Source organism: Neobacillus niacini (assembly GCF_036961885.1).
In the GTDB taxonomy this organism is placed as follows: domain Bacteria; phylum Bacillota; class Bacilli; order Bacillales; family Cytobacillaceae; genus Neobacillus; species Neobacillus niacini_H.
The window spans coordinates 13068-37861 of record NZ_JBALNQ010000059.1 but is presented as its reverse complement, the minus strand read 5'-3'; the positions used below and the strand labels follow the sequence as shown (position 1 = coordinate 37861).

Below are 24794 nucleotides of genomic sequence, written 5' to 3'. Positions count from 1 at the left end.
GGAATGATACCTCAACAAAGAATACTATTTAGACAGAGTATTCTGAGTCATATCGCATTGAAAGACTGCTCCTTCGGCAAAGCATATTCGAGGAAGATTACGTTCACTCGTCGCAGACCCGCAAGGAAGAAAATTCAATGTAGCAGGTCTGGTAACTATGGCAAGAAGGTCACACCCGTTCCCATACCGAACACGGAAGTTAAGCTTCTTTGCGCCGATGGTAGTTGGGACTTTGTCCCTGTGAGAGTAGGACGTTGCCGGGCAAAACGAAGCACAACCTGATGAGGGTTGTGCTTTTTTGTATTGTTATGCTAATCTGTGCCCGTACATCCTAAACGCTCCCCTTATCTCCCCTCATACAAACTAAACACCTCATCCCAACTCCATTTTTCATAGTAGGAGCTTCCCATGCTTATGTTTTTAATCCAAACCGTTTCTTGCATTTGATAGGTAGGAGAAACCATCACATTTGCATTCTTCCGATCAGTTCTAATCCAAATTAAGTTATTCTTAATAATTTGTGGTCGAAAGTCCCCATCTTTTTCAGAAGGAAAAGTTATTTGGGGTTGCTTATTCCCCGATAGACTAATTTTATATAGACTAGGCATTGCAGTTTGTTCCAAGTCAGTCGAACCATTTTCCTTTGAACGTGAAACATAAACGGTTCGATTATTTTGCCAAGTTAAATCCCGATCTACAAAACCCTTTGGTGTAAATATTATTTTTTTCAATGTTGGGACTTTTAAAACCTGAAACCTTTTATTAATTGTTGCTTCTCGTCCGACACCGCTTATATATCCAAGCAACCCTTTATATGGAGCCCATTGGAACCAGGTGTCTTCCCTTAGCATTTCGTCAACCCTATGAAAAGCCTTTCCATCCGATGAAAGTATACTTAAAGTGTTTACGTCGGCAGATAAGGAGGCAGTAGGTAGTAATAAAAAGCTAATCCACTTCTTATCGTTAGACCATTTGAATTCGCTTGTTGAAGCCCATATCTCATTTTTGCTGAGGCTAATTGTATAAAAGGGGTTAATTATAGGCATATTATTTTTTTTAAAGATAACTTTTGATAAAATAATATCTGAACGAAGGTCGGCACTTTTTTTAGAAGAAAAGAGCAAACCATTGCCAGCCGGCAGCCAAGAAAAGTTTTCTATATTTTTTGCGACCGGTATAAATTTACCTAATTGGCTGGTATTTAAGATAAATAAATTTTTTATGATTTGGAATCCAATCGTATTTTCGGAAGGTGACCATTGGAAATTAGGACCAACGTTTTCCTTAACTTTAAAATGTCTTTTGCTCTCTATACTGTAGAGCCAGAGATCCATAATATCCCCTTCCTTGGCCCCCTTCAAATATCCCAGCCAACTGCCATCGAATGACCACTTTGGATACCTAACATAACCTGTATCGGTAATTTTTATCTCGTTATCCATTATTTTTATCCATAAATTATTGTTTTTAACAAAGGCTGCCTTTATATTTTCTTTTGGAGCAGCATTACTAACCAATGGAAGTAAGGTAAAAATTAAAAAAATGAGCAATAGCATTTTTTTCAATAAAATCACCCGCCTAAAATCTTTTTTTTATAGTTCCCAAAAAAAGGAGAATAATATGTTGAAAATTTTTATCGTAGAAGAGGATAAAAAACTTATTTGAAAAAAACATTAATCTAAATTAAAGGCTAGGTTGGAAAACTGTTACCAACCTAGCCTGTTTCTTTTTGATTCCCCGCAAAAAAGTGATACCATTATCATTTAGATGGGAAAGGTAATCATAGTAAAAAGTCAAATTAGAAAGAGGAGAATGTATGTTAGAAAATAGCTTCGCCATGGTTGCGATTATATTGGTCATAAATATTGTGTATGTTTCTTTTTTTACGATAAGGATGATCTTAACATTAAAGGGTCAGAGATATTTAGCGGCGTCACTTAGTATGATTGAAGTAGTGATTTACGTACTAGGTCTTGGTCTTGTTCTAAATAATCTTAATGAAATTCAAAATTTGATTGCGTATGCCGTTGGCTATGGAATCGGTGTGATTGTCGGGATGAAAATTGAGGAAAAACTAGCTCTAGGCTATATTACGGTGAATGTAATCACAAAAGAATATGATAAGGATCTGCCTAAAGTCTTAAGAGAAAAGGGATTTGGGGTGACAGATTGGGCGGCACATGGGCTCGAGGGCGATCGAATGGCTTTGCAAATCTTGACACCTAGAAAATTCGAACTAAAATTATACGATACGATAAAAGGTTTAGATCCGAAGGCGTTTATTATCTCTTTTGAACCGAAGGCAATCCATGGCGGCTTTTGGGTGAAATCTGTGAAAAGAGGGAAATTGTTTTCATGAGCAAAAAGAAGAAAATGCAATTTGAGGTTCAAGAAAATGAAAGCATTGATGCTTGTTTAGAGCGAATGAAAAGGCAGGGATATGTCCCGATACGCCGGACGGAAAAACCGATATTTCATGAGGTAATTAATGGGAAGGAAACAGTCTATGAACCCATTGGAAGGCAGATTGTATTTGAAGGAGTCAGTATTGATTAAAAGCGAACGTTTGATTTTAAATAAATAAAATCGTTCGTTTTTATTGACCTTTACCCGCTTAAATTGTTAATATAAAGGTGTCAAAAGAATAATAACGCAACACCCTCGTATAATAATGGGAATATGGCCCATAAGTATCTACCCAATGACCGTAAATGATTGGACTATGAGGGGAAGTGGAAATGCCGGAAGCGTAAACTCGTTTCAGGGTATTTTACCGTGCCGATTTCAGCCCGGACAGACTGCTTTCTCTCATTTCATGAAATTGGGGAAGTGTCTGTTTTGGGCTTTTTATATTGGTAAAGTTAGGGGAGAGAACATGAATCCGATTGTGGCGGTAATAATGGGGAGCAAATCAGATTGGGAAACGATGAAGCATACCTGTGAAATCCTTGACCGGTTAGAGGTTCCGTATGAAAAAAAGGTGGTTTCAGCCCACCGCACTCCTGATTTGATGTTTGAATTTGCTGAAAATGCTAGAGTAAGAGGAATTCAGGTAATTATTGCTGGTGCAGGAGGAGCTGCTCACCTGCCAGGTATGGTTGCGGCAAAGACAACATTGCCAGTTATCGGTGTTCCTGTTCAATCGAAGGCATTGAATGGACTTGATTCACTATTATCCATCGTGCAAATGCCTGCTGGAATCCCAGTCGCAACGGTGGCAATTGGCAAAGCAGGAGCAACGAATGCCGGGTTACTCGCTGCTCAAATTGTAGCAGTAAATGACTTGAAACTTGCGGGGCGGCTTGAGAACGTACGTCATGAAGCAAAAATAGCGGCAATAGAAAGTAGTGATGAGCTTGTCTAATAATACTATTTTTCCAGGACAAACGATTGGAATTATTGGCGGCGGCCAGCTTGGAAGAATGATGGCTCTGGCAGCGAAAGCAATGGGGTATCGAATTGCTGTATTGGACCCTGTAGAGGATTCTCCTTGCGGCCAGGTGGCTGATTATAAGATTATCGGCAACTATGATGATCTAGCCGCAATTAGCCAACTAGCTGAAGTAAGTGACGTGATTACGTATGAATTTGAAAATATTGATGCTGCAGCACTTGAATGGCTTTGTGATCAAGCATATGTGCCACAGGGGAAGAACTTACTTGAAATTACGCAGGACCGAGTAAAAGAAAAACAGGCAATTGAAAACGCCGTTGTCCAGGTGGCACCTTATGCGGTAATCAATTCGCTGAGTGACCTCAATGAAAATTGTGAACGACTTGGCTTCCCCGTTGTATTGAAAACAGCACGAGGCGGTTATGACGGAAAAGGGCAAGCAGTTCTTAAAAATCAACAGGATATTGAAAAGGCTCAAGTACTTCTTGAAAACGGACAATGCATTTTAGAAAAATGGATTTCTTTTACGAAAGAAATTTCAGTCATTATTATTAGAAATTCCAATGGAGAAACAGCCGTATTTCCGGTTGGAGAAAATATTCATCGCGACAATATACTCCATCAAACCATTGCTCCAGCTAGGATTAGTAAATGGGCAGAGGAAAAGGCAATTCAGGCAGCCACACAGCTGGTCGATACTTTTGAGTTAGTTGGTACACTGGCTGTAGAAATGTTTTTAACGGAAGATGATAGGATTTATATAAATGAGCTTGCACCAAGACCGCATAATACCGGACACTATACAATTGAAGCTTGTGAAACATCACAATTCGAACAGCATATCAGGGCAGTGTGTAACCTGCCCCTTGGTAAGACAGAGCTATTAAAGCCTGCGGTGATGGTTAATATATTAGGAGAGCATGTTCAAAACGTGTTAGAAAAATTAACTACCGTACCAGATTGGAAAGTTCATTTATATGGTAAAGAAGAGGCAAAATTAAAAAGAAAGATGGGGCATGTAACGATTCTATGTAATTCTGTTGATACAGCCCTTGAAGAAGTGAGTAACAGTAACATTTGGGAAGAAAAAAGTTTGGAGGCCAAAAGATGATTGATCGTTATACAAGACCTGAAATGGGTGCGATTTGGACGGATGAAAACCGCTTTAAAGCCTGGTTGGAAGTTGAAATTCTTGCATGTGAAGCATGGGCAGAGTTAGGTGAAATTCCAAAAGAGGACGTAAAGAAGCTTCGTGAAAATGCATCCTTTAATATTGACCGGATTAAAGAAATTGAAGAGGAAACTAGACATGATGTGGTTGCTTTTACACGCGCAGTATCCGAGACATTAGGAGATGAACGCAAGTGGGTGCATTACGGTTTAACTTCAACGGATGTGGTTGATACCGCACTATCTTACGTATTAAAACAGGCCAATGCGATTATCCGGAAGGACCTTGAAAACTTTATTGAAATCCTTAAGAACAAAGCAATCGAACATAAGTTTACGGTCATGATGGGGCGTACACATGGTGTTCATGCGGAACCAACAACTTTCGGCTTAAAGCTCGCTCTATGGTACGAAGAAATGAAACGTAACTTGGAACGTTTTAATCAGGCTGCTACTGGCGTTGAGTTTGGGAAAATTTCCGGAGCTGTAGGAACGTACGCAAATATCAACCCGTTTGTTGAACAATATGTGTGTGAGAAACTGGGTACCCAGCCAGCACCAATCTCAACCCAAACCTTGCAGCGCGACCGCCATGCACACTATATGTCAACGATCGCTTTAATAGCGACTTCTATAGAAAAGTTCGCCGTGGAAGTTCGCGGATTACAAAAAAGTGAAACGCGTGAAGTAGAAGAGTTTTTTGCAAAAGGTCAAAAAGGATCTTCTGCGATGCCGCATAAACGAAATCCAATTGGATCTGAAAATATGACGGGTTTAGCACGGGTGATTCGCGGCTATATGATGACAGCATACGAAAATGTTCCACTATGGCATGAGCGCGATATTTCACACTCTTCTGCAGAGCGGATCATTTTACCAGATGCAACAATTGCCTTGAACTACATGTTAAACCGTTTCGGCAACATCATTAAAAACCTAACGGTATATCCGGAAAACATGAAACGTAACATGGACCGGACGCTAGGATTAATTTATTCGCAGCGTGTCTTGCTCGCTTTGATTGATAAGGGATTATCACGTGAAGAGGCATATGATACGGTTCAGCCAAAAACAGCGGAATCATGGGAAAATCAAGTGCCATTCCGCATCTTAGTTGAAGGAGAAGAAAAAATAACGAAATTCCTTTCTGCTGAGGAAATTGCAGACTGCTTCAATTACAACTATCATCTGCAGCACGTTGATACCATCTTTGATCGGTTAGGGTTGAACGACTAGGAATTTTAGTGCCCGCTATCAATGAAGAAACGTAAAAGTGGTCACTCATGAAGGCGATGAGTGACCAGAATCCAATGAAAATCAGAAAAGTGGTCACTCATGAAGGCGATGAGTGACCAGAATCCAAAGAAAATCAAAAAAGTGGTCACTCAGGAGGGCGATGAGTGACCAGAATCCAAAGAAAATCAAAAAGAGGTCACTCATACGATTTTCATTGATTAAAACTTGCCTAAAAATTCCCAATATTTGCAATTTAGGAGGCATTCTTTATGAGAGAGCTTTTGTATGAAGGAAAAGCAAAGCGAATTTTTAAAACAGATGATGAACAAACGGTTTTAATTGAATATAAGGATTCGGCTACGGCTTTCAACGGGCAAAAGAAGGCAGATATCACGGGAAAAGGACGTTTAAATAACGAGATTACTAGTTTGCTATTTTTAAAACTTAAAGAACAGGGAATTGAGTCACATTTCATCAAAAGACTTTCAGAAACAGAGCAGCTGGTAAAAAAAGTAGTGATAATACCTCTTGAAGTTGTCGTTCGGAATGTGGCTGCAGGAAGTTTTGCAAAGCGCTTAGGTATCGAAGAAGGTAAAGAGCTATCAAAGCCACTGGTCGAGTTTTATTTAAAAAATGATGAGCTTGGCGATCCATTACTAACCACTGACCATGTTTACGAATTGAACGTAGCAACAAGTGAGGAACTAGAAACTTTAAAAGAGAAAGCATTAAAAATTAATACAGTTTTATCAAGATTTATTAATGAGTTAGGCATTAATTTAATCGATTTCAAACTAGAGTTTGGTAAGGATGTTGAAGGAGAAATCTTGTTAGCGGATGAGATTTCACCAGACACATGCAGATTATGGGACAAAAAGACAAATGAAAAGCTCGATAAGGATGTATTCCGTCGGGACCTCGGTAGTTTAACAGAAGCCTATGAAACCATTTTAGCCAGATTAGGGGGAAAACAGCATGTATAAGGTAAAAGTATATGTCACGTTAAGAGAAAGTGTATTAGACCCACAAGGTAAGGCAGTAACGCATTCACTCCATTCATTAAATTATCCGGAAGTATCCGATGTTCGAATCGGTAAATATATGGAACTAACAGTAGAAAAATCAGAGCGCGACCTTGATGAAGTCATTAACGAAATTTGCAGCAAGCTTCTCGCCAATCCAGTTATTGAAGACTACCGTTATGAAGTAGAGGAGTGTGTTCCTCAGTGAAGTTTGCAGTCATCGTTTTTCCAGGGTCTAACTGTGATATCGATATGTACCATGCGATTAAGGATGAACTTGGTGAGCAGGTTGAATATGTTTGGCATGACACTGAGAACTTAGATGAGTTTGACGGAATTTTACTGCCTGGTGGCTTTTCATACGGCGATTACTTACGTACAGGAGCCATTGCACGTTTTAGTAAGGTCATGCAAGCAGTCGTAAAGGCAGCAGAAGCTGGGAAACCGATTCTTGGTGTCTGCAACGGATTTCAGATTTTGCTTGAAGCAGGATTACTGCCTGGAGCAATGAAACGTAATGAAAGTCTATCGTTTATCTGTAAACCTGTTAACTTAACGGTAGCAAACAATCAGAGTATGTTTTCTACAGCCTATGCTCAAGGAGAAACCATTTCAATCCCTGTCGCTCACGGTGAAGGCAATTACTATTGTGATGAGGAAACACTCGCTAAGCTAAAAGCGAATAACCAAATCGTTTTTACTTACCAAGATAACCCGAACGGAAGCTTAGAAGATATCGCTGGAATCATCAATGAAAAAGGGAACGTTCTAGGAATGATGCCACACCCTGAAAGAGCCGTTGATGAGCTGCTTGGCAGCGCAGATGGCTTAAAATTATTTCAATCGATTGTAAGAAGCTGGAGGGAAGCAAATGTTGTTAAAGCATGAACCAAGACCAGATCAAGTAAAGTCAGAAAAACTTTATCAGCAAATGGGCCTATCCGATGAAGAATTTACGCTCGTAGAAAACATTCTTGGCCGGACACCGAATTACACCGAAACTGGCCTTTTCTCCGTTATGTGGTCAGAGCATTGTAGCTATAAAAACTCTAAGCCAGTATTAAAGAAATTTCCGATTACAGGTGAAAAAGTTCTACAAGGACCGGGAGAAGGTGCAGGGATCGTCGATATTGGCGACCAGCAGGCGGTTGTTTTTAAAATTGAAAGTCATAACCATCCATCAGCGATTGAACCCTATCAAGGTGCAGCAACAGGTGTGGGCGGTATCATCCGTGATATTTTTTCAATGGGAGCTCGTCCGATCGCACTATTAAACTCACTTCGTTTCGGAGAACTGGATGAATCTGCAAGGGTACGCTACTTATTCAAAGAAGTGGTAGCAGGAATTGCAGGCTACGGAAACTGTATCGGAATCCCGACTGTCGGTGGTGAAATTCAATTCGAATCAAGTTATGACGGCAATCCATTAGTGAATGCGATGTGTGTTGGGTTAATTGACCATAAAGATATCAAAAAAGGCCTTGCGCAGGGTGTTGGCAATACGGTTATGTATGTTGGTGCAAAAACAGGGCGTGATGGAATTCATGGTGCAACCTTTGCTTCTGAAGAATTGACCGAGCAATCGGATGAGAACCGTCCAGCGGTACAGGTTGGGGACCCATTCATGGAAAAGCTTTTACTAGAAGCCTGTCTCGAGCTTATCCATTCCGATGCGCTAGTAGGAATTCAGGATATGGGTGCAGCGGGATTAACAAGTTCATCAGCAGAAATGGCAAGTAAAGCTGGAATGGGCATTGAAATGAACCTAGATCTTGTTCCACAAAGGGAAACGGGTATGACAGCTTATGAAATGATGCTTTCAGAATCCCAGGAGCGGATGTTGATTGTTATTAAAAAAGGTAGAGAGCAAGAAATTAACGAGCTCTTCTCTAAATACGATTTAGAAGCAGTGGCAATCGGTACTGTAACCGATGATAAAAAGCTTCGCTTGCTTCATAACGGTGAAGTGGTTGCGGATGTACCAGTAGATGCTTTAGCTGAAGATGCACCTGTCTATCACAAACCATCCAAGGTGCCTGCTTATTATGAAGAGTTTCAGGCAATGGAGCAGGAGGTTCCACAGATTTCCGACCTTAAAGAAACGCTTGTTAAGCTATTAAGTCAGCCGACTATCGCGAGCAAGGAATGGGTTTATGAGCAATATGACTATATGGTGCGCACGAATACAGTCGTGTCTCCAGGTTCAGATGCAGCGGTAGTTCGGATTCGCGGCACACGTAAGGCATTAGCAATGACGACAGACTGCAATTCACGCTATGTGTATTTAGACCCTGAAGTGGGTGGGAAAATTGCTGTTGCTGAAGCAGCACGTAATATTGTCTGCTCTGGTGCGGAACCATTAGCGATTACCGATAACCTCAATTTTGGAAATCCAGAAAAACCAGAAGTATTCTGGCAGATTGAAAAAGCAGCGGATGGAATTAGTGAAGCTTGTCGTGTACTTGAAACACCAGTCATTGGCGGAAATGTATCGTTATATAACGAAACAAGCGGTACCGCCATCTATCCAACGCCAGTTATTGGAATGGTTGGATTGGTAACCGATATTGATCATATTACAACACAGTCATTTAAAAATAATGGCGACCTTATCTATTTAGTTGGGGAAACAAAAGATGAGTTCGGAGGCAGTGAACTTCAAAAACTAGTTCATGGAAAAGTTTTTGGTAAAGCTCCGGAATTAAATATTGAAGTTGAAAAAGAAAGTCAGAAACAAGTATTAGCAGCAATACGTGCTGGATTGGTTCAATCTGCACATGATCTATCAGAAGGCGGATTAGCAGTGGCCATTGCCGAAAGTCTTTTTGATAACGGCCAGCTAGGAGCGGAAGTAACCATCACTGGAAACCCGGTTTCTGCACTATTTAGTGAATCGCAATCTCGTTTTCTATTGTCGGTGAAAAAGGAACATCAAGCAAAGTTTGAAAGTTTAGTAGCTGCACAATTAATCGGTGAAGTAAACGAAACAGGGACGTTAAAAGTTTTATCTGAAACAGATACAGTAGTAGAAGCTTCTGTACACCAATTGAAGGATGCCTGGAAAGGAGCTATTCCATGCTTGCTGAAATCAAGGGATTAAATGAAGAGTGCGGAGTGTTTGGTGTCTGGGGACATCCCGATTCCGCACAGCTTACCTATTATGGACTTCACAGTCTGCAGCATCGCGGTCAAGAGGGCACGGGTATTGTGGTATCCAATGGGGAAAAACTTAGAGTGGTTAAGGGTGAAGGGCTAGTTTCAGAGATTTTTACAGCGAATGTAATGGAAGAATTAAAAGGAACCTCTGCGGTTGGGCATGTTCGTTATGCAACAGCAGGTGGCGGCGGGTATGAAAATGTCCAGCCGTTGCTGTTCCATTCGCAAACGGGAAGTCTTGCCCTAGCCCATAATGGGAATCTAGTAAATGCCAATTACTTAAAGCATCAGCTGGAAACACAGGGAAGTATTTTTCAAACAAGCTCTGATACAGAAGTATTAGCCCATTTAATTAGAAGAAGCGGTTTTTCCCAGATTAAGGATCAAGTCAAAAATGCACTTTCGATGTTAAAAGGAGCATACGCCTACTTAATTCTGACCGAGAATGAGCTTATGGTTGCTTTAGATCCTCATGGGTTAAGACCTTTATCGCTGGCATGTTTAGGAGACGCCTATGTGGTCGCTTCTGAAACCTGTGCGTTTGATGTCATTGGTGCGGAATATATCCGTGATATTAGACCGGGAGAATTATTGATTATTAACAAAGATGGAATTACCTCAGAACAATTCGCTTTCAATTCAACAAAGTCGATCTGTGCGATGGAATATATTTATTTTTCAAGACCTGATAGTAACATCCAGGGGATTAATGTTCATACAGCCCGTAAGAATATGGGAAAAAGATTGGCGGTAGAAGCACCAATCGAAGCGGACGTGGTCACGGGTGTTCCAGATTCTAGTATCTCGGCAGCGATTGGCTATGCTGAAGCAACGGGTATTCCCTACGAGATGGGTTTAATTAAAAATAAATATGTAGGCAGAACGTTTATTCAGCCAACCCAATCTTTACGGGAGCAAGGGGTAAAAATGAAGCTGTCTGCTGTTCGTGGTGTGGTGGAAGGAAAACGTGTTGTTATGGTCGATGACTCGATTGTCCGAGGGACAACGAGCAGACGAATTGTCAGGTTGTTGAAAGAGGCAGGAGCGACCGAGGTGCATGTTGTCATCAGCTCCCCTCCCATTAAAAACCCTTGTTTCTATGGGATTGATACATCATCAAAGGAAGAATTAATCGCTTCAGATAAATCAGTGGAAGAGATTAGACAGTTGATCGGTGCCGATTCTTTAACATTCCTAAGTGCAGAGGGTATGGTAGGAGCCATTGTCAAAACCGAAGGAACAAATGGTTTTTGTCTTGGCTGCTTTACAGGAAATTATCCAACGGAAATTTATCCAGATACACTCCAATATTATTATCAAAAGTAAGGGGGACCATCATGGCGAACGCTTATAAGCAGGCAGGGGTAAACATCGAAGCGGGTTACGAGGCCGTTGAAAGAATGAAAAAGCATGTACAAAAAACAGCCCGGGCTGGTGTGATTGGCGGGTTAGGTGGATTCGGCGGAATGTTTGACCTATCTTCTCTTAACCTGAAAGAGCCTGTTCTTGTCTCAGGAACAGACGGAGTTGGCACCAAGCTGATGATTGCTTTTTGGATGGATCAGCATGAAACGATTGGGATCGATGCAGTGGCGATGTGTGTCAATGATATTGTTGTTCAAGGGGCAGAGCCTTTGTTCTTTTTAGATTACATTGCATGCGGAAAAGCCGTTCCAGAAAAGATAGAGGCAATTGTTAAGGGGATTAGTGATGGCTGTGAGCAGGCAGGATGTGCGCTGATTGGCGGAGAAACAGCTGAAATGCCTGGATTATACAATGAAAATGAGTACGATTTAGCGGGATTCACCGTTGGAGCCTGTGAAAAATCGCAATTAATCACAGGTGAAACGATCAAGCCTGGAGATGTGCTGATTGGATTGGCTTCCAGTGGAATTCACAGCAATGGTTATTCACTGGTAAGAAATGTTTTCAATAATTGGTCGTTAACGGAATATGTTGACGAGCTCGGCAGCAGTTTGGGAGAAGAGTTACTAAAGCCAACAAAAATCTATGTGAAACCAATTCTATCAGCCTTGAAAAAATTCGAAATTAAAGGGATGGCGCACATTACTGGCGGCGGTTTTATCGAAAATATTCCTCGGATGCTGCCTAGTGGACTTGGGGCAAAGATTTATGAAAAAAGCTGGGATATCCCGCCAATCTTTAATCTAATCACTACGGTTGGACAAATCGACCAACAGGAGATGTATAACATTTTTAACATGGGTATCGGTATGGTGATTGCCATTGATAGAGAAAACGCAGCAGACCTAATGGCTCATTTACAAGAATGTGGAGAAACTCCCTTTGAAATTGGTGTGGTTACAGCAGAAGAGGGAATTGCATTTGGTGGTCGTCGATGAAAAAAATTGCTGTTTTTGCCTCAGGGAATGGCAGCAACTTTCAAGCGATTATTGATATGTTACAAACTGGAGAGCTTGAAGCGGATATAGCTCTTCTTGTTTGTGATAATCCAGGAGCATTTGCAGTAGAACGGGCAAATGCCGCCCATATCCCGACTTTTTCTTTTAACCCAAAGGAATATAGCACTAAAGAAGCATATGAGAAAGTCATTATAGAGAAATTATTGAATTATGGTGTGGAATTTATTGCACTTGCAGGTTACATGAGACTATTAGGTCCAACCTTGCTTAGTGAGTATTCTGGAAGGATAGTAAATATCCATCCTTCTCTTCTGCCTGCTTTTCCTGGTAAAGATGCAATTGGCCAGGCATTGGCTTCAAAAGCGAAGTGGACTGGAGTAACCATCCATTATGTCGATGAAGGAATGGACACCGGTCCGGTCATTGTCCAGGAGCGTGTCCGTATTAGTGAGAAGGAAACAAAAGAAAGTCTGCAGCGGAAAATACAAAATATCGAGCATAAGCTTTATCCATCTATTCTGCAAATGCTGTTAACGAGAGGGGAAGTTCAACGTGACGAAAAAACGCGCACTTATTAGTGTTTCTGATAAAAATGGTATTTCTGATTTTGCGAAAGAGTTAGTCAGCTTAGGGTTTGAAATTATTTCAACAGGCGGAACGAAAAAAGCACTTCAAGAACAAGGCATTCCTGTTCTCGGCGTAAGTGACGTAACCGGCTTTCCAGAAATATTAGAAGGACGTGTAAAAACGTTAAATCCGTTTATTCACGGTGGCTTACTTGCAAAACACGATGATGATCAGCACCAAAAACAGCTTGAGGAGCACAACATTGATCCGATTCAAATTGTATGTGTTAATCTTTATCCTTTTCAGCAAACGATTGAAAAGCCCGATGTAACGGCAGAGGATGCGATTGAGAATATTGATATCGGCGGCCCAGCAATGTTACGAGCTTCAGCTAAAAATCACCAATATGTAACGGTAGTCGTCGACCCAATTGACTATAATAAGGTGATTGAGGAATTAAAAGCAGATGGTAAAACGACGTTGGAAACACGTAGAAAGCTAGCGGCAAAGGTTTTCCGTCACACAGCTGCATATGACGCTTTAATTGCAGAATACATGACAGAACTCGCTCAGGAAGAAACACCTGAAAAATTAACCGTTACATATGAGCTAAAGCAGTCGCTCCGTTACGGGGAAAATCCACATCAAAAAGCTGCATTTTATAAAAAACCACTAGGCTCCAATTTCTCGATTGCATATGCAGAACAGCTTCATGGGAAAGAGCTTTCCTATAATAATATTAATGATGCGGATGCTGCCTTGCAGATTGTGAAAGAATTTACTGAACCTGCAGCAGTTGCTGTAAAGCATATGAATCCTTGTGGAATCGGTACCGGAAAAACTAGTTTTGATGCTTTTGAAAAAGCATTTGCTGCTGACCCTGTATCCATTTTCGGCGGAATTATTGCCTTTAATAAAGAAGTGGATGCACAAACAGCAAGCAAGCTTCATGAAATTTTCTTAGAAATCATCATTGCGCCATCCTTTTCAGAGGAGGCATTAGTGATTTTAACATCGAAAAAGAATCTTCGTTTATTAACGATTCCCTTTTCAAGTGCGAAGAAACCAGAGATGAAACTGACAACAATTGAGGGCGGATTACTTGCACAGGAACAGGACCGCTACACATTAGAAAATGCTAAAATTACTGTTCCAACAAAAAGACAACCGACCGAGCAAGAGTGGGCAGCATTAAAGCTAGGCTGGAAGGTTGTAAAACATGTTAAATCCAATGCAATCGTTGTAACGAAAGAGGATATGACGATTGGAATTGGTGCGGGACAAATGAATAGGGTAGGTGCCGCTGAAATTGCCTTAAAACAAGCGGGTGAAAAAGCAGCAGGTGCAGCGCTCGCCTCAGATGCCTTTTTCCCAATGGATGATACCGTGGAAGCAGCAGCCAAAGCAGGAATTACCGCAATCATTCAGCCAGGCGGTTCGATTCGCGACGAGGATTCCATCAAAAAAGCGGATGAATATGGGATTGCTATGGTGTTCACCGGAGTAAGACATTTTAAACACTAAAACGAGGTGAGATGAGTGAAGGTTCTAATTATTGGTCGAGGCGGAAGAGAACATGCACTTTGCAAAAAGGTAAGTGAAAGCACCCTGGTTAAAAATGTATTTGTTGCTCCTGGTAATGCCGGAATGGAAGGTATCGCAGAACGTGTTTCAATTGAGGAAAGTAATCATGAACAACTTATTCAATTTGCGAAGGAACAGGGTGTTGGTCTAACAATCATCGGACCAGAAGTACCTTTGCTTGAAGGGTTAGCAGATAAATTTAATGATGCAGGTTTAGCTGTGTTTGGTCCAAGCGGATTGGCAGCTGAAATTGAAGGCAGCAAGTCGTTTGCTAAGGAAATCATGAGAAAGTATGGGATTCCTACTGCTGAATATGGTGTTTTTACTAACTATGAAGAAGCAAAGCAATATATTGAAGAAAAAGGCGCTCCCATCGTCATTAAGGCAGATGGATTAGCAGCTGGAAAAGGTGTTACGGTTGCCTTGACGAAGGAAGAAGCGCTGCAGAGTGCAGAAGAAATGCTCGTTGGCCAAAAATTTGGTGACGCTTCGGCACGAGTGGTTATTGAGGAGTTTTTAGCGGGTGAGGAATTTTCTCTGATGGCATTTGTGAATGGGGAAACCGTGATTCCGCTTGAAATCGCTCAGGATCATAAACGTGCCTTTGATGGTGATAACGGTCCAAATACAGGCGGAATGGGTGCTTACTCTCCTGTGCCTCATATTGGCAGTGAAGTTGTTGAAGTGGCGATAGAAACCATTCTTAAGCCTGCTGCCAAAGCAATGGTTCAAGAGGGAAGAAGCTTTTGTGGAATTCTATATGCAGGTTTGATTGCAACGGATAGGGGGCCAAGGGTAATTGAGTTTAATGCCCGATTTGGCGACCCGGAAACACAAGTGATTTTACCAAGGTTAAAATCTGATTTCGTGCAGACGGTTTTGGATGTGTTAGCTGGTAAGACACCGGAATTGGTTTGGGATACGCAAGCAATGATTGGGGTTGTTGTGGCAGCCACAGGGTATCCAGAAACTTATGAAAAAGGTGCTGTTCTTAAAGGTTTAGGCGATTTTTCTGAGGAAGTCTATACCTTCCATGCGGGAACAAAGAAAGATCAGCTTGGTGAATTTGTTACGGCTGGGGGCAGGGTTCTCTTAGTTGGAGCAAAAGCTGAGAGTTTAAGGGATGCGCAAGATACGGTTTACCGCGAGCTTGAAAAACTATCATGTGACGGAGTTTTTTATCGCAAGGATATCGGCTCGAAGGCAATCGGGCGCGTCCTCAGTTAGATTGGCAAGGGCTGACCGTAGATGGTCAGTCCTTACTTTGCCTTCATGCCTGTAACATTATGACGGATTATAGGGCAACACCTGGTCGATATCGTTATTCGTTGCTTCACCGCTATGTTCTGGAGCTTTTTGCTGCTGCTGCTCCATCTCTTGATATCTTTCATAAAGCGCAGTCACAGGGCAAAAACGAACAATTCCCTCTGCAACCTTCATCGCACCACAAATGGCAATGAACAAATAAGAATCTCTCCATGGAAATTTCACCATTTTAGCGGTACTCCAAGAAAGAACAGTAAGCCCAATGGTAATCCTAATTAAAGCATTCAAAATCCCAATATTTTTAGTAATGTTCAACATTGTTCACTCCTTCACAAATTGTTTACAATTTTTAACCATTCTTTAATGCTTTAAACAGTAAAATATGATAGTATAAGGTAAAACTAGTTTTGTAAGGGCTTTCTTTATTGATAAATCAACATTTATAATAGATAGATAGCTTCTAAGAAAGGAAGGGTATCATATGCTGGAACAACGATATCGATGGAAAAATAAACATTTACGCATGCATGTATCCGTTTTAGATGGAAAAACTTCACCAACTTTATTATTAAAAAATGCCTTGTATTTAAACCAGACATTTCGCCAGTGGATGCGTGCGAATATTTGGATATATGAAGATCGGATTGTATATGTTGGCGAGAATTTACCGCTGCAACTAGAAAATTGTGAAATTATTGACTGCACAAATGAAATTCTTGTTCCAGGTTATATTGAACCACATGCCCATCCTTTTCAATTATATAATCCCCATTTTCTTGCAGCCTATGCATCCCAGTTTGGAACAACCACTCTAATCAATGACAATATGTCCCTGGTTATGCATTTGAAGAAAAAGGACGCCTTTTCCTTGCTGAAGGACTTGCGCTCTATTCCAACAACTATGTTTTGGTGGTGCCGGTTTGATTCACAAACGGAAATTTTGAATGAGGAAGATGTCTTTTCACACAGTAATATTAAATCTTGGTTAGAGCATGACGCTGTTTTGCAAGGCGGGGAATTGACTGGCTGGCCAAAATTGTTAGACGGCGATGATATGATGCTGCACTGGATTCAAGAGGCAAAGCGGATGCGCAAAAAGATTGAAGGCCATTTTCCTGGTGCATCAGAGAAAACGTTAGCAAAAATGATGCTGTTAGGTGCGGATAGTGACCATGAGGCAATGACGGGTGAAGAAGTATACAACCGCTTAATGCAGGGATATATGGTTTCATTAAGATATTCCTCCATTCGTCCCGATCTGCCAGAATTACTTGATGATATGAAGCGCTTAGAAATCCAAGCTTATGATCGGTTAATGTTTAACACAGATGGTTCAACATCCACTTTTTATGAACAAGGTATGAATGATCAGATGATTCGAATCGCGATTGATAAGGGCGTCCCAGTCATTGACGCTTATAATATGGCAACGGTAAATATCGCGCGTTATTATAACATTGACCATCTGCATGGAAATATTGCCACTGGTCGTGTTGCAAATATAAATTTCTTATCAAGTATCGAAAATCCAACACCACATTCTGTCCTTGCAAAAGGAAAATGGGTAAAACGTGAGGGTCAAGTAGTTGATGCGTACCCAACCATTAATTGGGATGAATATGGTCTAAAACCAATGGAAATGGATTGGAATTTAAGTATTGATGATTTACAATTTTCAATGCCATTTGGAATTAAAATGGAAAACTCCGTCATCACCAAACCGTATTCCATCGCCATCGATGCTTCGGGTGATGAGTTATCAACCGATCATGATGAATGCTTCTTCACACTTCTAGACCGTAATGGGAAGTGGAGAATCAATACATTGTTAAAAGGATTTGCCACCAATCTATCGGCACTTGCGAGTTCATTTTCCAATACAGGTGATATCATCTTGATTGGAAAAAATAAACACGATATGCTTGCAGCTTTTAACAGAATGAAGGAGTTAGGCGGAGGAATTGTTATGGTTGAGGACGAACAAGTTGTCCACGAAATTCCGTTAAGGCTTAATGGAATTATGTCAAACCTGCCAATTAAGGAATTAATAAATGAGGAAAAGAAACTGCTTGTAGAATTGAGGGAACGGGGATATTCCTTCTCAGACCCTGTGTATAGTTTGTTATTTTTTTCAGCTACCCATTTACCTTACATTCGTATCACCCAGCAGGGGATGTACGATGTAATGAACAAATCTGTTCTCTTTCCCTCAATAATGCGTTAAAATATAAAAGTGATTAATTGGATAAATATATAGATGGTAGGAGTGTATAAAAGATGAAAAAATGGGCTGTTGCAGTATCAGCAGCTCTTTTATTGCTCTCTGGTTGCAGTGATAAAGAAAAGGCTAATGGACCAGGACCAAAAGAGCCGGTAAAAGAAGTTGAAGATGTGGTGCAAGAAGATGTAAATAAGGAGCTACCCTATCATTATCCGCTAACAGGAGTGGGCTCAGAGACGGCAACTAATAGTAGAGCAGTGGCAGTAATGGTTAATAATCATCCAAAAGCAAGACCACAATCCGGTTTAAATAAGGCTGATATTGTTTATGAGTTGTTAGCAGAAGGTGATGTAACCCGGTTTTTAGCTGTTTTCCAAAGTGAAAAACCAGAAAATATTGGTCCTGTCCGAAGTGCTAGAGATTATTACGTTGAACTGGCAAAGGGGTTGGATGCTCTTTTTATAGCGCATGGCTATAGTGAAGAGGCAAGAAAAATGCTTGAAAATGGCTATGTTGATAATCTAAATGGAATGGTTTATGATGGTACATTATTTAAAAGGTCAAAAGACCGCCAGGCGCCTCATAATTCCTATATTACGTATGATAATGTTTTAAAAGGTGCCTCCGATAAGAAATACGCAATGGATCAGTCTCCGCCAGCCTTTAAGTTTTTATCAGAGGATGATCGTAAAACGGTGACAGGAGAAGAAGCTAAATCCGTAATGGTTTCTTATTCATCTGGCTCGACGTTTGATTCCATTTATGAGTTTGATGCTTCAATTGGTAAATACAAGCGTTATTCTGATGGGGTTGAAACCGTTGATTATGTAACAAAAGAACCAATACTGCTAGATAATCTATTTATTATTGAGACTACACATGTGGTCATAAATGACGTTGGTCATAAGGAAATTGATTTAAAATCAGGAGGATCTGGTTACTTACTGCAAATGGGTAAGGTAATGGAAGTGGAATGGAAAAATGATAATGGTCATATCGTTCCAATAAAAAATGGTGAAGTCGTTCCATTTGTACAGGGAAAGACTTGGGTCAATGTGATTCCGACCAATCCTGGTCTTCAATCAAGTGTTTCGTTTAATGTAAAATAATCTTTGATTTGGTAAAGGGGAAAAATAAATGCAAATTAATAAATTACGCGGAAAAGAGCTTGATCAGTTATTTCAAGCCGTCCTATCTTTAAAGGATCTTGAAGAATGTTATCGCTTTTTCGATGACCTTTGTACAATTAATGAAATTCAATCATTAGCACAACGCCTTGATGTTGCAAGAATGCTTAGTGATGGAAATACCTATCATAAAATTGAAACGGAAACAGGTGCCAGCACAGCAACGATTTCACGTGTCAAACGCTGTCTGAACTTTGGAAATGACACCTATGAAATGGTGCTAGAACGCATCAAAACAGAAAAAACAGCTGAAGAAAAATAAACAAGGCCGAAGAGTATTGCTCTTCGGTTTTTTATATGGGTAACATTTCTAAATAAATGAATTTGTGTTTTCTTTTTTTATACAATCGGCAAATGCTATAATGGTGTAATGTAAGATGTAGGGGAGGAACTTGGGATGTATGATTTTCGCGAGTGGCGCCATGTGTACAAACTCGACCCAAATAAAGAGATTTCAGATGATAGGTTAGAGAAACTATGCGAATCTGGAACGGATGCGGTGATGGTTGGAGGGACGGATGGGGTAACCCTTGAAAAGGTTCTCGAGCTTATGGCTAGAATTCGCCGTTATACCGTTCCCTGTATCCTCGAAGTTTCGAGTATGGAAAGTGTTACCCCTGGATTTGACCTTTATTTTATTCCAACAATTTTAAATAGTAATGATACCAAGTGGATTACCGGACTTCACCATCAAGCAGTATTAGAATTTGGTGAAATCATGGATTGGGAAGAGATTGTCATGGAAGGCTACTGCATATTGAATGAAGAATGCAAAGCAGCGAAGCTGACATCTGCTATTACAACTGCTACGACCGAAGAAGTAAAGGCATATGCCATGATGGCAGAGAAAATGTTTCATTTGCCAATCTTTTATCTAGAATATAGCGGTAAATACGGGGATCCACACTTAGTATCTGAAGTAAAAAAGGTCCTCGAGAATACAGTCCTTTTTTATGGTGGTGGTATTTCAACCGTTGACCAGGCGGCAGAAATGGCTGAAAAGGCGAATGTCATTGTGGTTGGTAATGCCATTTATGATGATTTTGACCAAGCCTTAGCAACGGTAAAAGCAGTGCGATGAAAATTTGCTAAAATTGAATAAAAGAGTTAAAATTAGAACAAACGTTCGTTATGGTGGTGGAGGAATTGCAATATTTATCTGAAAAGCTTTTAAATGGTTTAAACCCTGAACAGCAAAGTGCTGTAAAGGCAACGGACGGGCCGCTTTTACTAATGGCTGGTGCAGGAAGTGGTAAAACAAGAGTATTAACGCATCGTATAGCTTACCTAATCGTTGAAAAACGGGTGAATCCCTATAATATTTTAGCGATTACTTTTACAAATAAAGCAGCTCGCGAAATGAGAGAACGAATTAGGAATATGATGGGTGGGACAGCGGAAGAAATTTGGATCTCCACTTTTCACTCGATGTGTGTAAGAATCTTGCGCAGGGACATTGACCGAATGGGCTTCAATCGTAACTTTACGATTTTGGACACAGGTGATCAGCAATCCGTGATTAAAGGGATTCTAAAGGATAAAAACCTTGATCCGAAAAAGAATGACCCGCGGGCGCTTTTAGGAGCAATTAGCTCAGCAAAAAATGAATTAATTGATCCAGAAGAGTATGCAAAAACTGCTGGCGGCTATTTTGAACAAACGGTCAGTGATGTATATACAGAATATCAAAAACGGTTACGGAAAAATCAAGCGCTCGATTTTGATGATTTGATCATGAAGACGATTCAATTGTTCCAACGCGTACCGGAAGTACTTGAATACTATCAGCGCAAATTCCAGTATATACATGTTGATGAGTATCAGGATACAAACAGAGCACAGTATATGCTTGTAAAATTTCTCGCGAACCGCTTTAAGAACCTTTGCGTAGTTGGGGATTCCGATCAGTCAATTTATCGCTGGCGGGGAGCAGATATTGCCAACATTCTCTCATTTGAAAAAGATTATCCGGATGCAAAAGTTATTTTACTAGAGCAAAATTACCGCTCAACAAAAAGAATCCTATTGGCTGCAAATAAGGTTATCGAGAATAATGTAACCCGTAAGGCAAAGAATCTTTGGACAGAAAACCCAGAAGGAAACAAACTCGTTTATTTTCGTGCGGATAGCGAGCAAGGAGAAGGCCAATTTGTTGCAGGTAAAATTAAAGAATTAACACGCGAGGGTGGATATAAGAATTCAGATGTTGCGATCCTTTACCGGACAAACGCTCAGTCCCGTGTAATGGAGGAAGTCCTGTTAAAATCAAATATTGACTATAGCATTGTCGGCGGAACGAAGTTCTATGATAGAAAAGAAATCAAGGACATGCTTGCTTATTTGAGACTCATTTCTAATCCTGATGATGACATCAGCTTACAGCGGATTATTAATGTTCCAAAACGTGGAATTGGCGCAAGCTCAGTCGATAAAATGGCAGACTTTGCTGCCATGCATGATATCTCTATTTTTCAGGCCCTCGACTCTGTTGAGCTATTGGGGTTAAGTCCAAAAATAACTAAGGGTGCTAGAGAATTTAGAGATTTAATTAAAAATTATACGAACATGCAAGAATTTCTATCGGTAACAGAACTAGTTGAGGATATTTTAGATAAGTCTGGCTATCGAGAAATGCTGAAGGCCGAGAAGTCAATCGAAGCTCAAAGCAGACTTGAAAACTTAGATGAATTATTATCTGTAACAAAGAACTTTGAGGAAGTAAGTGAAGATAAGAGCCTAGTTGCTTTCTTAACCGATTTAGCCCTTGTCGCAGATATTGATTCACTAGATGATGATGGTGAAAAGACGGATGCCATTACTCTCATGACCTTGCACTCTGCGAAAGGGTTAGAGTTCCCAGTAGTATTTTTAATAGGAATGGAAGAAGGGGTTTTCCCTCATAGCCGTTCGTTAATGGAAGAAGCGGAAATGGAAGAAGAGCGCCGTTTGGCATACGTAGGAATTACAAGGGCAGAGCAAACGCTTTTCCTAACTAACGCCCAGATGAGAACCTTGTATGGACGTACAAGTATGAATCCAGCTTCCCGTTTCATCAGTGAAATTCCGGAGGATCTTTTAGATGGAGTGGAGCCAGAAAAACGGGTGAATTCGTCGTTCAGTTCAAGAGGTACTGCTTTTGGAAGACGCACCTCTGGAATGTCAACTGGGACATCTTTTGGAACTGCTTCTGGTACTCCGGTAACGAGAAAACCTGTTATGAGACCCATAGCTTCCACTACGGGTGGAGATACATTCGGCTGGAGAGTCGGCGATAAAGCTGAGCATGGTAAATGGGGTGTTGGAACAGTGGTAAGTGTCAAAGGGGAAGGCGAAGGAACAGAGCTAGACATAGCTTTTCCAAGCCCAACCGGAATCAAGCGCCTGCTAGCAAAATTTGCACCAATAAAAAAAACATAAGAGAAAAGCGTAAGCGCCTTGCACAGAGGCGACTGGCATAAGACGAGCCGGCGAGAAGGTTGGTCTTTACCTTCTTGACGGATTGGCTTATGACCCCGAGCCTCTAGGCGCTGAAGCTGGACAAAAAAGAATGCCCCAATCATGGGGCTATTCTCATTCAAAACGAAAGGGCTGGATGTATGGATCTTCAAATTGTAAAACAGACAGTTAATGAACTAAGAAGCCTATTAAATCAATATGGCTATGAATATTATGTTCTCGATCAACCTACAGTACCCGATGCAGAATATGACCGCTTAATGCAGGAACTGCTAGAGATAGAAGCAACATTCCCGGAACTAAAAACACCTGATTCCCCATCGATTCGTATTGGTGGTGAGGTCCTTGATTTATTTGAAAAAGTAGAACACCGTACTCCAATGCTTAGCCTAGGGAATGCCTTTAACGAGCAGGACTTAAAAGATTTTGATCGCCGTATTCGTCAAACTGTCGGAGATGATTTCTCCTATGTTTGTGAATTAAAGATTGATGGTCTTGCTGTTTCTTTACGCTATGAAGATGGTTTGTTTATCCAAGGTGCTACAAGGGGAGACGGTACCATTGGTGAGGACATTACGGCAAACTTAAAAACAATCAAATCGATTCCCCTTCGTTTACGTGAGAATGTTAGCTTAGAGGTTCGCGGTGAAGCGTATATGCCGAAAAGTTCCTTTGAAGCTTTGAATAAAGCAAAGGAGGAGCGAGGAGAAGACCTAGCGGCAAACCCTAGAAATGCTGCTGCGGGTTCCCTGCGACAGCTTGATCCAAAAATTGCTGCAACGAGAAATCTCGATGTGTTTTTATATGCAATCGGTGGAAGCGGAGAAAATTATGCAGCTTCCCATAGTGAAGGCCTCGATTATTTAGATCATCTAGGTTTTAAAACAAATAGAGAACGTCGAAAATGCACTACCATTAACGAGGTAATAGAGTATGTACAAAGCTGGGTTGATAGGCGTCCGCTTTTACCGTATGAAATAGATGGAATTGTGATTAAGGTTGATTCCTATGAACAGCAAAACGAGCTAGGAACAACAGCAAAAAGCCCTCGCTGGGCGGTTGCATATAAATTTCCAGCTGAAGAAGTGGTCACCACACTTTTGGCTATTGAATTAAGTGTTGGCAGAACAGGGGTTGTCACACCAACTGCGATATTAAAGCCTGTGAAGGTTGCTGGTACAACTGTTGGGCGTGCTTCTTTGCATAATGAAGACTTAATCCGAGAAAAGGATATAAAGCTTGGCGACCAAGTCGTGGTTAAAAAAGCGGGTGACATTATTCCAGAAGTGGTCAATGTGCTAGCAGATTTACGTACTGGTGAAGAGCGTGACTTCCAAATGCCCACGCATTGTCCAGAATGTGAAAGTGAACTCGTCCGTTTAGAAGGGGAAGTAGCTTTACGCTGCATTAATCCGAAATGTCCTGCACAAATTCGCGAAGGATTGATTCATTTTGTCTCACGTGATGCCATGAATATTGATGGTCTTGGCGAAAAAGTAATCAGTCAGCTTTTTGCTGAAAAATTAATCTCGGATGTTGCTGATATCTATAAACTTACTCGCGAACAGCTGCTAGCTCTAGAGAGAATGGGCGAAAAATCAGCAGCAAATCTTTTAAAAGCAATTGAAGCTTCAAAATCTAATTCACTAGAGAAGTTGTTATTTGGTCTTGGGATTCGCCATGTTGGTGCAAAAGCGGCTAAAACACTCGCACAAAGCTTTGATACAATGGAAAAGCTGTCAATTGCCAAAAAAGAAGATCTAACTGCTGTTAACGAAATTGGTGATAAAATGGCGGATTCCATCGTTGCCTTTTTTGAACAGGAAGAGGCAGAAGAACTGTTGAAGGAACTTGAAGCTGTGGGCGTCAATATGATTTATAAAGGCGCTAAACCAGTGTCTGCCGCCGACTCGAATAGCCTTTTTGCCGGTAAAACCGTTGTTTTGACAGGTAAGCTAGAGCAGCTCTCGAGAAATGAAGCCAAGGAAAAGATTGAAGCCCTTGGAGGAAATGTTTCAGGCAGTGTCAGTAAAAAAACACATCTAGTGATTGCTGGTGAAGACGCAGGTTCAAAGCTGACGAAGGCCAATGAATTGGGAATTGAAGTTTGGGACGAGGAGAAGCTCTTGGTAGAATTAAATAAATAGAGGT

22 protein-coding genes, 1 rRNA gene and 1 riboswitch are annotated in these 24794 nt (G+C 40.8%); of the genes, 21 read left to right on the top strand and 2 right to left on the bottom strand.

Features of this window, described 5'->3' with window-relative positions:
- Window positions 1-147 precede the first annotated feature (147 nt).
- Window positions 148-263, top strand: a 5S ribosomal RNA gene (gene rrf / locus V7124_RS21645).
- Between the two features lie 81 nt (window positions 264-344).
- Here rrf and V7124_RS21640 read toward each other — a convergent pair.
- A complete protein-coding gene (locus V7124_RS21640) occupies window positions 345-1565 on the bottom strand; it encodes a TolB family protein (protein WP_335493308.1) in 1221 nt (406 codons plus the stop codon).
- Between the two features lie 251 nt (window positions 1566-1816).
- On the opposite strand from V7124_RS21640, the gene V7124_RS21635 reads away from it, so the two are divergent.
- The 14 genes from V7124_RS21635 to purD all read left to right on the top strand — a co-directional run bounded on the left by V7124_RS21635 (window position 1817) and on the right by purD (window position 15740).
- Complete coding sequence (locus tag V7124_RS21635; RefSeq protein ID WP_335408507.1) at window positions 1817-2359, top strand: DUF2179 domain-containing protein; 543 nt, start codon at window positions 1817-1819, stop codon at window positions 2357-2359.
- The gene (locus tag V7124_RS21630) at window positions 2356-2556 is read left to right on the top strand and encodes an NETI motif-containing protein (protein ID WP_335408509.1); all 201 of its coding nucleotides are present in this window, start codon (window positions 2356-2358) and stop codon (window positions 2554-2556) included. Before V7124_RS21635 ends, V7124_RS21630 begins: the two co-directional genes overlap by 4 nt.
- Before the next feature lie 85 nt (window positions 2557-2641).
- Window positions 2642-2743: riboswitch (purine riboswitch) on the top strand.
- 132 nt (window positions 2744-2875) lie between these two features.
- Window positions 2876-3364, top strand: coding sequence for a 5-(carboxyamino)imidazole ribonucleotide mutase (gene purE, locus V7124_RS21625; protein WP_335408511.1), 489 nt, complete (start codon window positions 2876-2878; stop codon window positions 3362-3364).
- The gene (purK, locus tag V7124_RS21620) at window positions 3351-4505 is read left to right on the top strand and encodes a 5-(carboxyamino)imidazole ribonucleotide synthase (RefSeq protein WP_335493306.1); all 1155 of its coding nucleotides are present in this window, start codon (window positions 3351-3353) and stop codon (window positions 4503-4505) included. The genes purE and purK overlap by 14 nt, the downstream gene beginning before the upstream one ends.
- Window positions 4502-5800, top strand: a complete 1299-nt coding sequence (gene purB, locus V7124_RS21615; protein ID WP_335493303.1) for an adenylosuccinate lyase — start codon at window positions 4502-4504, stop codon at window positions 5798-5800. The genes purK and purB overlap by 4 nt, the downstream gene beginning before the upstream one ends.
- 269 nt (window positions 5801-6069) lie before the next feature.
- On the top strand, window positions 6070-6783 hold the full coding sequence (purC, locus tag V7124_RS21610) for a phosphoribosylaminoimidazolesuccinocarboxamide synthase (RefSeq protein WP_335493301.1): 714 nt from the start codon (window positions 6070-6072) through the stop codon (window positions 6781-6783).
- A complete protein-coding gene (purS, locus tag V7124_RS21605) occupies window positions 6776-7030 on the top strand; it encodes a phosphoribosylformylglycinamidine synthase subunit PurS (protein ID WP_335493299.1) in 255 nt (84 codons plus the stop codon). The genes purC and purS overlap by 8 nt, the downstream gene beginning before the upstream one ends.
- Window positions 7027-7710 carry a phosphoribosylformylglycinamidine synthase subunit PurQ gene (gene purQ / locus V7124_RS21600; RefSeq protein ID WP_335493297.1) on the top strand — a complete coding sequence of 228 codons (684 nt, stop codon included), beginning with the start codon at window positions 7027-7029 and terminating at the stop codon, window positions 7708-7710. Before purS ends, purQ begins: the two co-directional genes overlap by 4 nt.
- Entirely contained in the window at window positions 7694-9922 is a 2229-nt protein-coding gene (gene purL / locus V7124_RS21595; protein WP_335493295.1) for a phosphoribosylformylglycinamidine synthase subunit PurL, read from the top strand. Before purQ ends, purL begins: the two co-directional genes overlap by 17 nt.
- The gene (gene purF / locus V7124_RS21590) at window positions 9898-11304 is read left to right on the top strand and encodes an amidophosphoribosyltransferase (protein ID WP_335408524.1); all 1407 of its coding nucleotides are present in this window, start codon (window positions 9898-9900) and stop codon (window positions 11302-11304) included. Before purL ends, purF begins: the two co-directional genes overlap by 25 nt.
- 11 nt (window positions 11305-11315) lie before the next feature.
- The gene (gene purM / locus V7124_RS21585) at window positions 11316-12341 is read left to right on the top strand and encodes a phosphoribosylformylglycinamidine cyclo-ligase (protein ID WP_335493293.1); all 1026 of its coding nucleotides are present in this window, start codon (window positions 11316-11318) and stop codon (window positions 12339-12341) included.
- Window positions 12338-12940: a phosphoribosylglycinamide formyltransferase gene (purN, locus tag V7124_RS21580; protein WP_335493291.1), complete on the top strand. Its 603-nt coding sequence runs from the start codon at window positions 12338-12340 to the stop codon at window positions 12938-12940. The genes purM and purN overlap by 4 nt, the downstream gene beginning before the upstream one ends.
- Window positions 12915-14453 (top strand): bifunctional phosphoribosylaminoimidazolecarboxamide formyltransferase/IMP cyclohydrolase, encoded by a 1539-nt coding sequence (gene purH / locus V7124_RS21575; protein WP_335493289.1) that lies wholly within the window; start codon window positions 12915-12917, stop codon window positions 14451-14453. Before purN ends, purH begins: the two co-directional genes overlap by 26 nt.
- A gap of 15 nt (window positions 14454-14468) precedes the next feature.
- Window positions 14469-15740 carry a phosphoribosylamine--glycine ligase gene (gene purD / locus V7124_RS21570; RefSeq protein WP_335493287.1) on the top strand — a complete coding sequence of 424 codons (1272 nt, stop codon included), beginning with the start codon at window positions 14469-14471 and terminating at the stop codon, window positions 15738-15740.
- 57 nt (window positions 15741-15797) lie between these two features.
- Here purD and V7124_RS21565 read toward each other — a convergent pair whose 3' ends face one another.
- Window positions 15798-16094, bottom strand: a complete 297-nt coding sequence (locus V7124_RS21565) for a YgaP family membrane protein (RefSeq protein ID WP_335408748.1) — start codon at window positions 16092-16094, stop codon at window positions 15798-15800.
- A gap of 166 nt (window positions 16095-16260) precedes the next feature.
- Between V7124_RS21565 and V7124_RS21560 the strand changes: the two genes are divergently transcribed.
- The 6 genes from V7124_RS21560 (at window position 16261) to ligA (ending at window position 24790) form a co-directional block, all read left to right on the top strand.
- Window positions 16261-18003 carry an adenine deaminase C-terminal domain-containing protein gene (locus V7124_RS21560; protein ID WP_335493285.1) on the top strand — a complete coding sequence of 581 codons (1743 nt, stop codon included), beginning with the start codon at window positions 16261-16263 and terminating at the stop codon, window positions 18001-18003.
- Window positions 18004-18056: 53 nt separating this feature from the next.
- A complete protein-coding gene (locus V7124_RS21555) occupies window positions 18057-19109 on the top strand; it encodes a DUF3048 domain-containing protein (protein WP_335493283.1) in 1053 nt (350 codons plus the stop codon).
- A gap of 28 nt (window positions 19110-19137) precedes the next feature.
- Window positions 19138-19449, top strand: coding sequence for a YerC/YecD family TrpR-related protein (locus V7124_RS21550; protein WP_335408538.1), 312 nt, complete (start codon window positions 19138-19140; stop codon window positions 19447-19449).
- A gap of 135 nt (window positions 19450-19584) precedes the next feature.
- Entirely contained in the window at window positions 19585-20268 is a 684-nt protein-coding gene (locus V7124_RS21545; protein ID WP_335493281.1) for a heptaprenylglyceryl phosphate synthase, read from the top strand.
- A 65-nt stretch (window positions 20269-20333) separates the two neighbouring features.
- On the top strand, window positions 20334-22604 hold the full coding sequence (gene pcrA, locus V7124_RS21540; protein WP_335493279.1) for a DNA helicase PcrA: 2271 nt from the start codon (window positions 20334-20336) through the stop codon (window positions 22602-22604).
- A 179-nt stretch (window positions 22605-22783) separates the two neighbouring features.
- The gene (gene ligA / locus V7124_RS21535; protein ID WP_335408542.1) at window positions 22784-24790 is read left to right on the top strand and encodes an NAD-dependent DNA ligase LigA; all 2007 of its coding nucleotides are present in this window, start codon (window positions 22784-22786) and stop codon (window positions 24788-24790) included.
- Window positions 24791-24794: the final 4 nt, after the last annotated feature.